General features: G+C 73.2%; 16 protein-coding genes. 4 read left to right on the forward strand and 12 right to left on the reverse strand.

Going from position 1 to position 11,441, the window contains the following annotated elements:
• Positions 1 to 40: 40 nt before the first annotated feature.
• Entirely contained in the window at positions 41 to 1,165 is a 1,125-nt protein-coding gene (locus AB0C12_RS02665) for an alpha/beta fold hydrolase (protein ID WP_360543392.1), read from the reverse strand.
• A gap of 162 nt (positions 1,166 to 1,327) precedes the next feature.
• On the opposite strand from AB0C12_RS02665, the gene AB0C12_RS02670 reads away from it, so the two are divergent.
• Complete coding sequence (locus AB0C12_RS02670) at positions 1,328 to 1,867, forward strand: hypothetical protein (protein WP_360543394.1); 540 nt, start codon at positions 1,328 to 1,330, stop codon at positions 1,865 to 1,867.
• Here the strand turns inward: AB0C12_RS02670 and AB0C12_RS02675 are convergent.
• Complete coding sequence (locus AB0C12_RS02675; RefSeq protein WP_360543396.1) at positions 1,864 to 2,445, reverse strand: TetR/AcrR family transcriptional regulator; 582 nt, start codon at positions 2,443 to 2,445, stop codon at positions 1,864 to 1,866. The genes AB0C12_RS02670 and AB0C12_RS02675 overlap by 4 nt on opposite strands.
• Before the next feature lie 106 nt (positions 2,446 to 2,551).
• Between AB0C12_RS02675 and AB0C12_RS02680 the strand changes: the two genes are divergently transcribed.
• Positions 2,552 to 2,980: an ester cyclase gene (locus AB0C12_RS02680; RefSeq protein WP_360543398.1), complete on the forward strand. Its 429-nt coding sequence runs from the start codon at positions 2,552 to 2,554 to the stop codon at positions 2,978 to 2,980.
• Positions 2,977 to 3,447, forward strand: a complete 471-nt coding sequence (locus tag AB0C12_RS02685; RefSeq protein ID WP_360543400.1) for a DUF1772 domain-containing protein — start codon at positions 2,977 to 2,979, stop codon at positions 3,445 to 3,447. The genes AB0C12_RS02680 and AB0C12_RS02685 overlap by 4 nt, the downstream gene beginning before the upstream one ends.
• Here AB0C12_RS02685 and AB0C12_RS02690 read toward each other — a convergent pair.
• Positions 3,440 to 4,285 (reverse strand): hypothetical protein, encoded by an 846-nt coding sequence (locus AB0C12_RS02690; RefSeq protein WP_360543402.1) that lies wholly within the window; start codon positions 4,283 to 4,285, stop codon positions 3,440 to 3,442. The genes AB0C12_RS02685 and AB0C12_RS02690 overlap by 8 nt on opposite strands.
• A gap of 76 nt (positions 4,286 to 4,361) precedes the next feature.
• Complete coding sequence (locus tag AB0C12_RS02695) at positions 4,362 to 5,357, reverse strand: aldo/keto reductase (RefSeq protein ID WP_360543404.1); 996 nt, start codon at positions 5,355 to 5,357, stop codon at positions 4,362 to 4,364.
• 102 nt (positions 5,358 to 5,459) lie between these two features.
• On the opposite strand from AB0C12_RS02695, the gene AB0C12_RS02700 reads away from it, so the two are divergent.
• Entirely contained in the window at positions 5,460 to 6,326 is an 867-nt protein-coding gene (locus AB0C12_RS02700; protein ID WP_360543406.1) for a helix-turn-helix transcriptional regulator, read from the forward strand.
• Here AB0C12_RS02700 and AB0C12_RS02705 read toward each other — a convergent pair.
• From AB0C12_RS02705 to AB0C12_RS02740, 8 genes are all read right to left on the reverse strand, one after another.
• Positions 6,289 to 7,074, reverse strand: coding sequence for a methyltransferase domain-containing protein (locus tag AB0C12_RS02705; RefSeq protein WP_360543408.1), 786 nt, complete (start codon positions 7,072 to 7,074; stop codon positions 6,289 to 6,291). The genes AB0C12_RS02700 and AB0C12_RS02705 overlap by 38 nt on opposite strands.
• The gene (locus tag AB0C12_RS02710; protein WP_360543410.1) at positions 7,064 to 8,140 is read right to left on the reverse strand and encodes a radical SAM protein; all 1,077 of its coding nucleotides are present in this window, start codon (positions 8,138 to 8,140) and stop codon (positions 7,064 to 7,066) included. The genes AB0C12_RS02705 and AB0C12_RS02710 overlap by 11 nt, the downstream gene beginning before the upstream one ends.
• Positions 8,137 to 8,889 carry a methyltransferase domain-containing protein gene (locus AB0C12_RS02715; protein ID WP_360543412.1) on the reverse strand — a complete coding sequence of 251 codons (753 nt, stop codon included), beginning with the start codon at positions 8,887 to 8,889 and terminating at the stop codon, positions 8,137 to 8,139. The genes AB0C12_RS02710 and AB0C12_RS02715 overlap by 4 nt, the downstream gene beginning before the upstream one ends.
• Positions 8,886 to 9,380, reverse strand: a complete 495-nt coding sequence (locus AB0C12_RS02720; RefSeq protein ID WP_360543414.1) for a hypothetical protein — start codon at positions 9,378 to 9,380, stop codon at positions 8,886 to 8,888. Before AB0C12_RS02720 ends, AB0C12_RS02715 begins: the two co-directional genes overlap by 4 nt.
• A complete protein-coding gene (locus AB0C12_RS02725; protein ID WP_360543416.1) occupies positions 9,380 to 9,841 on the reverse strand; it encodes a hypothetical protein in 462 nt (153 codons plus the stop codon). Before AB0C12_RS02725 ends, AB0C12_RS02720 begins: the two co-directional genes overlap by 1 nt.
• Before the next feature lie 65 nt (positions 9,842 to 9,906).
• Entirely contained in the window at positions 9,907 to 10,422 is a 516-nt protein-coding gene (locus tag AB0C12_RS02730; protein ID WP_360543418.1) for a GNAT family N-acetyltransferase, read from the reverse strand.
• On the reverse strand, positions 10,419 to 10,979 hold the full coding sequence (locus AB0C12_RS02735) for an XRE family transcriptional regulator (protein WP_360543420.1): 561 nt from the start codon (positions 10,977 to 10,979) through the stop codon (positions 10,419 to 10,421). The genes AB0C12_RS02730 and AB0C12_RS02735 overlap by 4 nt, the downstream gene beginning before the upstream one ends.
• A gap of 25 nt (positions 10,980 to 11,004) precedes the next feature.
• Positions 11,005 to 11,415, reverse strand: coding sequence for a ChaB family protein (locus AB0C12_RS02740; protein ID WP_360543422.1), 411 nt, complete (start codon positions 11,413 to 11,415; stop codon positions 11,005 to 11,007).
• Between the last annotated feature and the right edge of the window lie 26 nt (positions 11,416 to 11,441).

The following is an 11,441-nucleotide window of genomic DNA, read 5'->3' on the forward strand; positions in this document are numbered from 1 at the left end:
TGGCGGCGGGCGGCGGCCGGGGGCTCCCGGTCCGTGGATGTCAGGCGGCGAAGCGGGCGGCGATCCAGTCCGCGACCAGGGTCGTCGAGGCGAACACCGCGCCGTCGTGGTTCTCGTTCTCGAGCGTGACGAGGTGGACCGGCTGCGGGTAGTCGTCCAGCTGGTCCTCCAGCGCGTCGGTGATGAAGGCCGGCACCGCCTCGTCGGCCGAGCCCTGCACGAGCAGGATCGGCGCGCTCGGCGCCACCTGGGCCGGATTGTCGTAGCGGGCCAGCTGGTCCACCACCGCCGGCGGCAGGGCGCCGCCGAGGAGCAGCTGACCGGCCTTCAGCGACTGGTACTGGGCCAGGATCTCGTACAGGCAGCCGGATTCGAGCACGGCCACGCGTTGCCGGGCCGGCGGGGCCAGCACGGTGAGCGGGTCGAACGACGGCTGGACCGCGGCCAGGCCGTACAGGGCCATCACCAGGTAACCCTGGCCGGGCGTGCCGGGGATCAGCGGGGCCAGCACGTCGACGTTGGAGACCGGGGCGATGGCCGCGACGCCGCGCAACGTGAGGTCGCCGTCGTAGCCCGGTGCCAGTTCCCCGGCGAACAGTGCGCCCTGGCCGCCCTGGGAGTGGCCGTCGAGGACGTACTCGGTGCCGAGGTTGGTGTCCAGGTGCCGGGCGGCCCTGACGCTGTCGATCATCGAGCGGGCCGCGCTGCCACCGATCAGGTACGGGTGTGCTTGCGGCGTACCCAGGCCCGGATAGTCGGGGGCGGCGACGGTCCAGCCCCGGGTGAGCAGCTCGGCGACGGCCGCTCGGGCCTCCGGCCAGAAGACCCCCTGGTTCTCGGAGGGCGCGCACTGGTCGGCCAGCCCGGTGGTGCCGTGCCCCCACACCACGGTCTTGTTGGCCTTCTTGCGCTTGGGGCTGAGTACGAGCCCGGTGGTGGTGATGCTCGCGCCGGTGACACTCGTGCTGACGTACGAGACGCGCTTGCCGGTGGCCAGCGCGGTCAGCTCCGGTGGCAGGGTGGCCGCCGCCGTGGACAGGACCGTGCCCGGCGGGTCGGCAACGGCCGCCGCCGGGCGGGCACCGGGGAGAGCACCGCCGATGACCGCCAGGACGGATCCGACGACGGCGGCCCTCCTCGCGTGATGCCGCAGGACTGCGTTCATACGTGCCACCCCTTCCGGGTGCGATCTCGCCTGACACGTCCATGCAAGCCCGCTGACCAGGGCGATCTCGCACTGTGCGTGCGACGGTGCCGAGGACTCCCCGTTCGGTGCGGCACCCGTCAGCCGATCGACGGCGCGGGCCGGCTGTGCGACGGTGGACCCATGACGGCCATCGCCGGGTTGACGCAGTCGGGTTCGGTCTACATCGGCGGGGACAGTGCGGGTGTGTCGGGCCTGAGCCTGACCGTGCGCGCCGACGCGAAGGTCTTCCGCAAGAACCGCTACCTGTTCGGTTTCACCACCTCGTTCCGGATGGGTCAGCTGATCCGGTATTCGCTGGCCCTGCCGAAGCCCACCGGTGACCTGGACCGGTTCATGGCGACGACGTTCATCGACGCGGTGCGCGACTGTCTCAAGGCGGGCGGCTGGGCGGCCAAGGAGAACGACCGTGAGGAGGGCGGCACGTTCCTGGTCGGCGTACGCGGGCAGCTCTTCGCCGTCCACGACGACTACCAGGTGGCCAAGGCGGCCGACGGTTTCGCCGCGGTCGGCTGCGGTGACCAGATCGCCCTGGGCGCGCTCTACGCCACGGCGGGCACCGCGCTGGGCCCGCGCCGCCGGGTGAAGAAGGCCCTGGCCGCGGCCGAACGCTTCAACGCGGGCGTCCGTGGCCCGTTCGTGTGCCTGAAGGGCCGGCCCTAGGCCGACGCGGCGCGCAGCTGCGTGACCAGGAGCTCGATGCGGGCGGTGTCATGGCCCGGGCGTAGCCGGCCGTTGCGGCCGAGCACCACCAGTCCGTGCAGCGCCGACCAGACAACCTCGGTGAGAGTGTCGACGTCGCGCCCGCCGGCGATCGTGGCGACCGCCGCGCGCAGCTCGGCGAAGGCTTCCTTCAGCGGCACCGGCGTGTCCTCGGCGGCGAAGTGCAGTCGGGTGGACCGGATGAACATCGCGTCGAACAGCGCGGGATTCTTCGTGGCGAAGCCGCTGTAGGCGGCGGCGACCCGGCCGAGCTCGTCACCGGGCGCCCGGCTGTCGCCGCGGGCGGCGCGCAGGGTCTCGGCTAGCTCCTCGAAGCCCTCGACCGCGACGGCTTCGACGATGTCCTCCATCGAGCCGAAATGCTTGTAGAGCACGGGCTGGCTGTATTCGATCTCGGTGGACAGCCGGCGCGTGGTGACCGCCTCCCAGCCCTCGGTCTCGGCCAGGGTGCGCGCCGTCGCCGTGATCAGCCGGCGGCGGGCGTCGCGCTCGCGCTGCCGGCGGTCCTCGATAGCCATGCCCGACTATAGCACCGACAGCTTCGCTAGCACTGCTATTGACGCGAGCGGAATCGCGGATTAGCGTCGCTGGCGCTAGCAGTGCTAACCGCGATCGGAGCCTGACATGACCACGCCCGGACACCAGCTCGCCGACCTCTTCGTCGAGATGACCAACACCCACAACCCGGACCTGGTGGACAGGTTCATCGCCGAGGACTACCGCAACCACAACGACTTCGTCGCCGACGGACGCGAGGCCAACCGCCAGTTCTGGTCCGCGTTCTTCACCGGCCTGCCCGACGTGCGGGTCACCATGGAGGACCTGATCGTCTCCGGGGACCGCGTCGTCGGCCGCTTCGTCTACCGCGGCACCCACACCGGGGACCTGCTGGGCATCCCGGCCAGCGGCCAGCCCGTCGAGATGCGCAGCATCGACATCTGGCGCGTGCGCGACGGCCTGTTCGTCGAGCACTGGGACCAGCTGAACCTGATGCAGATGTTCCAGCAGATCGGTGCCCTGCCCGCGCTCGGCGGTCCCGAGGCCCAGGCATGACACTGGTGTCGCAACTCGCCGCCCTGCTGGCCGTCCTGAGCACCGGAATCGTCTACGGCACCGACGCCTTCTGCGCGCTCGTCCAGCGGTCCGCCCTCGCGCGCGTCGACGACAGCACCCTCACGGCGGTCATGGGCAACCTGCACCGCGTCGCTGACCGGCGCATGCCCGTACCCGGGATCCTCGGGGTCATCGCGGCGGCCGCCGCGGCCGTGCTCGCCGCGCTGGCCGGCCGTCCCGCCGCGGCCGCGACCGCCGGGGCGGCATTCGTGCTGCTGGTGGTCTGGGTGCTGCTCTACCTGCGGGTCAGCGCGCCCATCAACCGGCGGCTCACCGTGGCCGCCGACGCCCACGAGACTCCGGCCGACGTCCGCGGCTGGCAACGCGCCTGGGACCGCATCATCGTCCCCCGGGCCGTCCTGCAGGGGCTGGCCGTCCTCGCCCTGGGCGTGAGCCTCATCAGCTGATCGCGCGCCGTAAGCCGGTCGCGATCAGGAGTAGTCCGGGGAGCGCCCCGAACAGCCACAGAATCGGCAGCGGCCAGTGCACAAGCGTCCCCACCGCCCCGCGGATCCGCGGGACCCGGTTGACCGAGTAGGTCGCGGCGGCGACGCTCCCCCGGCAGGTCAGGGAGTACTCGCTCGCCGCGGGCACCTGAAATTCGCCGATCCAGCGATACGCCGGAGTGGCATCGACGCCGGGTGTGCCGGGCTTGACGGGGAGCAGCTCCACCGCCCGATCGGGCTGGCCGGCGCCGGTCACCTGGCAGTCGGGGTCGGTCGGTGCGGAACCGACCGCGTAGAGGCCGTACCGGCCGGCTGCCACGAGGGTGAGCGGCACCGGCCGATCGACCCGGATCTCGTCCGGTCCGGCGGGAAAGCTGCGGAAGCTGAACTCGGCACCCCGCTGCACGGTCACGGGAACCAGCGACGCACCGACCACGGCGATCAGCGCGCCGGCGACAACCCGGCCGGGCCACCGGCCACCGCGCGCTCCCGGGCGGCCCAGCCGGTAACCGATCAAGGCTCCGGTCGCGGCCAGCGGCAGGCCGAGAAAGGCCTCCGCGCCGACCGTCCGCCGCACCGGGATGCCCCAGCGATACACCGCCCAGGAGAGGCCCAGATATGCGGCCGCGACGACGGTGCCGATGGTGACGGCACGCCACATCCGCCCGCCGGCGCGCGCGGCGGAGACGGCGGCGAGCAGCGGCGGAGGGGCGAGCATCCACCACACCACCGTCGGGCCCTCGGACATGACTTCCTCGGCGCGATGGAAGAACGGGTACAGGACCAGTGGGGCCGACACCGACACCACCGCCCACAGGAACATCCAGAAAGGCCCCGGAGCTGCCCGCCTCGCCACCCGCACAGCATGGACGACGCTAGTTGCCCACGCCGAGGGAAGCCATGAAAGCCGCCGGGTAACGGTCGCCGCGGGCCGCCCCCGCCGGCACTGCCTGCTCGATCTCGGCGAGGTCGTCCGCCGTCAGGGTCAGCTCGGCCGCGGGCAGCGCCTCGGCCAGCCGTTCCCGGGTGCGCGCGCCGACCAGCGGCACGATGTCCGGCCCCTGCGCCCCCACCCAGGCGATGGCCAACTGCGCGACCGTGCAGCCCTTCGCCCCGGCGACCCGGCGCAGCGCTTCCACCAGGGCGAGATTGTGCTCCACGTTGCCGCCGGCGAACCGCGGGCTGAAGCCGCGGCTGTCGCCCGGTCCGGGCGGTCCGGCGGACCAGTGCCCGGAGATCAGACCGCGGCCCAGCACCCCGTACGCGGTCAGCCCGATCCCCAGTTCCCGCAGCGTGGGCAGCACCTCGGCCTCCACCGCCCGGGACAGCAGGGAGTACTCGATCTGCAGGTCCGCCACCGGGTGCACGGCCTGCGCCCGGCGGATCGTCTCCGCACCGACCTCCGACAGGCCCAGGTGCCGCACGTAGCCGGCGTCGATCATCTCCTTGATCGCGCCGACGGTGTCCTCGATCGGCACCGCCGGGTCCAGCCGGGCGGGACGGTAGATGTCGATGTGGTCGACGCCCAGCCGGATCAGCGTGTAGGCCAGGAAGTTGCGCACCGCCTCCGGGCGGCTGTCCTGGCCGCCGAACGTGGCGCCCGGCCCCCGCTGCATGCCGAACTTGACGCTCAGCTGGTAGCTGTCCCGGTCGCGGCCGCGCAGGGCCTCGCCGAGCAGCAGTTCGTTGTGGCCCATGCCGTAGAAGTCGGCGGTGTCGATCAGGGTCACGCCCGCGTCCAGCGCGGCGTGCACCGTGGCGATCGCTTCCGTGCGGTCGGTCGCGCCGTACGCGCCCGACATGCCCATCGCGCCCAGGCCCAGCGTGGAGACGGCCGGCCCGGTCCTGCCCAAGGTTCGTGTCTGCATCATGGATCAACCGTGGACCCGGCCCGGCGCGGGCGGGAGCGGAGCGTTCATCGTGGGAGAGCCGCTCCCTGGATACCCGGGCCCGGCGCGGAGCACCATGAGGTCATGCATCGTGAGCAGCTCGCCGACTTCCTGCGCCGCCGCCGCGAGGCCGTCCGGCCGGCCCAGGTCGGCATCGCCGAGGGGCCGCGCCGGCGTACCACCGGCCTGCGCCGCGAGGAGGTGGCCATGCTGGCCGGCATGTCGGTCGACTACGTGGTACGCCTGGAGCAGGGCCGCAGCAGTCAGCCCTCGACCCAGCTGCTCGGTGCGCTGGCCCGGGCCCTGCGCCTCTCCGACGACGAGCGTGACCACCTGTTCCACCTGGCCGGGCACCGTCCCCCGCCCGCCGAGGGCATCGCCGGCCAGGCCCGGGCCGGTCTGATGCGCATGCTGGACCTGCTCGGTGACACCCCGGCCATGGTGTTGTCCGACCTGGGTGAGGTGCTGGCCCAGAACCGGATGTCCTTCCTGCTGACCGGCGATCTCACCCACTTCTCCGGTGACCGGCGCTACGTCGTGTACCGCTGGTTCACCGACCCGGCCGCCCGCGCCACCCACGCGGACGACGACCGGCAGGAGCACAGCCGCCGGCTGGTCGCCGACCTGCGCGCGACCGCCGGCCGCCGGTCCGGTGATCCCGCCGTCGCCGGGCTCGTCGACCGGCTGCAGGCGGCGAGCGCCGACTTCCGGCGGCTCTGGGCCGAGCACGAGGTGGCGGTGCGGCGCATGGACCGCAAGACGTTCCGGCATCCGCGGGTGGGCCGGCTGCGGATGGACTGCGAGACCCTGGTCACCCCGGACCAGGGTCAGGAGCTGGTGGTTCTCACCCCGGCCGACGACGAGGCCCGCGAGCGGCTGGCGCTGCTGCGCGTGCTCGGGATCGAGGAGTGGCCTACGCCGGACCAGCCGGCCCGCGACGGCGGCCGGTGACCAGGAGCTGCTTGCCGGTGTCGGCCAGCAGGGGCGACTCCAGCAGGTGCCGTTCCAGGGCCAGGTGGGCGTCGCGGTCGGTGGTCAGCCGGCGGGTGAGCTCGTCGCGGCCCAGGGGTGTCGCCGTGACCAGCAGGCCGCGGGTGCGGATGCCGGTGAGGCCGGCCGCCGTGAACGCCGCCTCGAGCCGGGCCCGGTCGAGCAGGTGCAGGTCGGCTTCCAGGCCGTGCTGACGCCACACCCCGCGCCGGGTGGCCAGCCGCTGCCGGGCCTCCTGCTCGCGGCCGTCGCGCAGCAGTTCCAACACCAGGGCGACCAGCGAGTCGACCAGGACGGCCAGGACGCCGCCGGGACGCAGCCAGCCGGCCAGGTGGGCGATCGCGGCCTCGGGGTCGTCGGTGTACTGCAATGACCCCATCGCCAGCACCATTCCGGCGTCCGGCGGCAGCCGCGCGTCGGTCATCGACCCCTCGACGAGGGTGAACCCGGGATCGCTCGGGTGGCGGCGCAGGGCGGCGATCATGCCCGGGGACTGCTCGACCCCCGTCACGTCGTACCCCAGGCTCCGCAGGCGGCGCGCCCAGCGCCCGACGCCGCAGCCGGCGTCGACGATCCGGTCCGGGGGCGGCGGCAGCAGGGCCGCCGTCTGCTCCCAGGCCAGGTCGTCGTAGGCGCGGCGGTGCGGCACGGCGAAGTGCTGCTCGTAGCCGTCGGCGAGCGCGTCGTAGAGGGGCCGGCTAGGCCGCAAGGGACTTCCGTCCCGCGCGCCATTGCAGGTCCGCGAGGTACGTGCCGGGCCGCCACCGCAGGTTGAGGCTGTAGTTGCTGCCGCAGCCGACGCACTCCTTGCGGAACAGCCTGGCGTGCTCCTCGCGGTATTCGGGGGCGTCGACGATGGCGGCCAGCGACCGGGAGCGGACGGTGGCGGTGGGGTCGTGGGCCCAGCACCCGCCGACCTGGCCCTGCGAGTGGATCATCAGCTTGAGCTGCGACTCGGCGCACGGCAGGTCACGTTGCACCAGGTCGCTGAAGTGGCCGCGCAGGTAGCGCAGGTCGGAGTAGCGCGGCAGCCAGCGGCGGTCCCGGCGGGCCAGGTCCTCCAGCTCGGCCAGCGCGGCGTCGAGGCGGCCGCGGTCGACGGCGGTCTGGTCGGTCACCGCGTCCGTGCGGAACAGGAACGTACGGTCGGTGACCAGGTTGAGGTAGAGGGCGACGCCGAGCTCCTGGGCCAGCGCGGCGATGGCCGGCAGGCTGTCCACGTTGTCGCGCATGACGGTGAAGTTCATCCGCACCTTGAGCCGGTGCCGGTCACGCTGGGCGATCAGGTGCCGCAGGTGCCCGGTGGTGGTGGCGAACGCGCCCAGGCGGCCCCGGATCCGGTCGTGGACCAGGGCGGTCGGGCCGTCGACCGAGACGTTGAAGCTGCGCACGCCCGCGGCGATGACCTCGTCCAGGACGGCCGGGGTGAGCCGGATGCCGTTGCTGTTGAGGTGCAGGTGGCGTACGCCGGCGCTGCGGGCGTACGCCATCAGCGCGATCGCGTCCGGCCGGATCAGCGGCTCCCCGCCGGTGAAGTTGACCTTGTGGATGCGCAGCGCCACGAGCTGTCGCAGCACGTCCTGCCACTCCTGGGTGGACAGTTCGCCCTTGGTGTTCGAGGTCCAGCAGCCGCAGCTGGTGCAGCGCAGGTTGCAGTTGTCGGTGAGGAACAGCTCGGCGACCAGCGGCCGCACGTGCAGCCGGGGCGCGAACCGTTCCTTGACCGCCAGCCGGCCGAAGAACGCCGCCAGCCGGGCCTTCTCACCGAGGGTCATGGCAGTCTCCTCGCCGCGACGAACAGATTGGCCGAGCGGAACAGCCGCCCGTCCAGATGGATGCCGCGCTCCAGCAGCCGCCGCAGCGCGCCGCCGGTGAGCAGGGCCGGGATCTGCAGCCAGCGCCAGAACAGGTTGGCCCCGGTCACCACCACGGGCTCGAAGCCGTTGTCCCGCAACAGCCCCAGCAGCTCCGGCGTGCGGTAGTTGGTGTGCCGGTCCTTACCGACGGACATGTCGCCCCGCAGGTCGTTGGCCAGGTCGGTGAAGCGTTCGTGGTAGACGCGGGCGCCGAAGCGGCGGGTGTAGACCCAGCGGTGCAGCCGCGGCAGCCGGAACTTGGCGTCGTCCGGGTCGAGGAACGAGAAGACGTGCCGGCGCGGCACGGTCACCACGAGCAGCCCGCCGGGGACCAGCACGCGGTGCGCCTCGGCGAGCAGCTTGGCCTCGTCCGGTACGTGTTCCAGCATGTCGAGCGCGGTCACGGAGTCGTAGGAGGCGTCGGGCAGCTCCAGCGGTGCGCCCACGGTCAGCTGGTGCAGCGTCAGCCCGGGGTGCCGCGCCCGCACCTGCGCCAGATATCCGGGATGCGGGTCGGCCCCTTCCGCCACGACCCTGCCCGCGGTGTGCAGCACGCCGAGGAAGTCGCCGGTGCCACAGCCGAGGTCGAGATGCCTTCCGGTGCGCCCGTCGAGCTGCTCCCAGGCGAAGGCGTACCGGTGCAGCGGATGGCCGGCGAACGGGTTCATCGCACCAGCCGCCCGCAGAGCTCGTCGAGGACGGCCACGAGCCGCTCGTCGGAGACGGCCGGCGGCAGCGGGCGCTCGGCGAGCAACCGCCGCGCGTCCTCGCGGTGGCGGGCGACCGCCCCGGCCAGCTCGCCGACGTCCCAGACCGCGACGACCCGGCCGGCCCGCTCCTCGGCCCGCAGATATTCGACCTGGTGATCGTTGCCCATCTCGCCGCGCGCCGCCTCCCGCGCCACGGCCACCGGCACGCCGCCGAGCCGCTGCACCAGCCGCACGGTGTTGCCGGCGTGGGTGAGCACGACGTCCGCGGCGGCCAGCCGTTCCTGCAGGTCGTCCAGCGGCAGGAAAGCCGCGTGCGGGCAGGGCGGGACGACGGTGGACGGGCCGGTCTGGGCGAACACCTCGTGCTCGGCGCACAGCGGGGCCAGCGCGGCGATGAGCCGGTCGAAGGGCCACGGGCCCATCCCGACGGTGACCAGAACGCGGGCCATCAGTAGAGCTCCCCGATCAGCACCGCGCGGCGGCGGGTCTCCAGCAGGGCCGGCCGCTGCACCAGCACGGCGGCGGCGAGCCGGGCGCAGATCCGGGCCGCGGCCCCGGGCGGACCGGTCATGTTGAACGTCTCCAGCCACAGCGCGGGCACGCGCAGCAGCCGGGCCGCGAGGAAGAAGCCGACCGCCACGCCGGTGCCGGCCGACACAATGACGTCGGGCCGCTCCGCGCGCAGCAGCCGCAGCGCTCGCCAGGCCGCCGGGACGACCCGCAGCTTGGTGCCGGTGGTCAGCTCGGGACGCCAGTGCACCCGCTGCCCGGCCAGGGCGACCTCGGTGTCCGGGGCCGGCACGGCGACCCAGACCGGGTCGTGACCCTGCCACCACGGTCGCAGGGCGAGCAGATCCAGCAGCACACCGCCGCTGCTGGAGACGAGGAGCACCCGATAGCGCCGGCCCATAGGGCGTCAGGCTAGCGCAGCGCCCGCCCCGGCCCTTCCACTGTGGAAAGGCGGATTCCCGACAGTCAGCCGAGCTTCTTGACGAAGAAACTGCAGTCCCGGAGCTCACCCGCCGGGTCGGCCGCGTAGTCCGGGACGATGCCGTACCGGTGCCAGCCCGCCGACTCGTAGAGCCGTTCCGCCGCGCTGGCCGTCTCCGTGTCGAGCAGCAACAGGGTGATCCCGGAGGCGGCGGCTGCCTCCTCCGCGGCGGCGAGCAGCCGGCGGCCGAGGCCGTGGCCCCGCGCGTCGCGGCGCACGGCCAGCTTGATCACTTCGGCACGGTGCCGGGCGTTGGGCTTCTCCGCGTACGCCAGGCTGATCGTGCCGGTGACGCCGGCCGGACCGCTGCTGATCCACACGGCCAGGCTGCCGTCCGCGACCGCGCCGGCGCGGGACTGCCACCAGGCGGTCGCGGCCGCGTGGTCGAAGCCGGCCAGGAAGCCCACGGAGGCGCCGCCGGCCACGGCGTCGACGAGCAGGTCGGCCAGGGCCGGCAGGTGAGCGGCGAAGTCGTCGCCGGTGAGCCGGGTGACGGTCACGGCAGCACCACGAAGACGGCGTAGCGGACCGGGCCTGGACCCGGGTTGTGGAAGCGGGTCGGGCCCCAGAGGCGGAACCGCAGGCAGTCCCCCGCGTCGAGGCGGTGCGGGGTGCGGTCGTCGGTCAGCTCCAGCCGGCCGTCGAGCACCCACACGTGCTGCTCCATGCCGCTCACCGGGGGCGCGTCGTAGGAGATGTCGGCGCCGGGTTCGAGGACCCCCTCGATCAGCTCGCCGCGCAGGCCGGCGTGCGGCGGGGAGACGCTGCGGCGGGTGAAGCCGGCGGACTCGTCGCGCCAGCGGGCCTGGTCCGCGGCGCGGACCACGGCCGGTGGCTCGGCCTCGACCTCGGCCAGCAGGCGGGACATGGTCCAGCCGTACGCGGTGCAGAGCTTGCCGAGCAGCGAGGCCGTCGGGCTGATCTCGCCGCGTTCGAGGCGGGACAGCGTGGAACGGCTCACGCCGGTGCGGCCGGCCAGGTCGTCCAGCGACCAGCCGCGCGCGACCCGCAGCTCGGCGACGCGGGACGCCAGCCGCTCGTCCAGGGCATCTCTCATATTCGGGATGCTATCCCAGATCTGATCAGTCCTCGCGTTCGGCCTTCAGCGCGCGCCGGCTGGCCGCGTCGTTGGCCCTGCCGATCGCCTCGACCAGCTCATCCTTGGTCATCCGGGAGCGACCGGTCACGTCCAGCCGCTTGGCCACCTCCAGCAGGTGCTTCTTGCTCGCGTTGGCGTCCACGCCGCCCGCCGTGGGTCGGTCGGTGTCGACACCACCCTCGGCCTGCGCGTCGCTCGGGCCGCGCTGCTCCTTGGGCTCCCAGTGGTCGCCGACCTTCTCGAACGAGTGCTTGAGCGACGACAGGGCGGTGCGGTGCGCGCGCTCGCCGTCGCCGTACTGCTCGACGGCGCTGTCCAGGGTCGCCGCGTAGGTGTCCTGGGCTTTGCGCGGCGACCGCTTGATGGTGCTCGGCAGATTCTCGCGTGCGGGCATACCGTCGAAGTTCCCGCGGGCCGAGG

This window comes from Actinoplanes sp. NPDC048967 (assembly GCF_040649415.1).
In the GTDB taxonomy this organism is placed as follows: domain Bacteria; phylum Actinomycetota; class Actinomycetes; order Mycobacteriales; family Micromonosporaceae; genus Actinoplanes.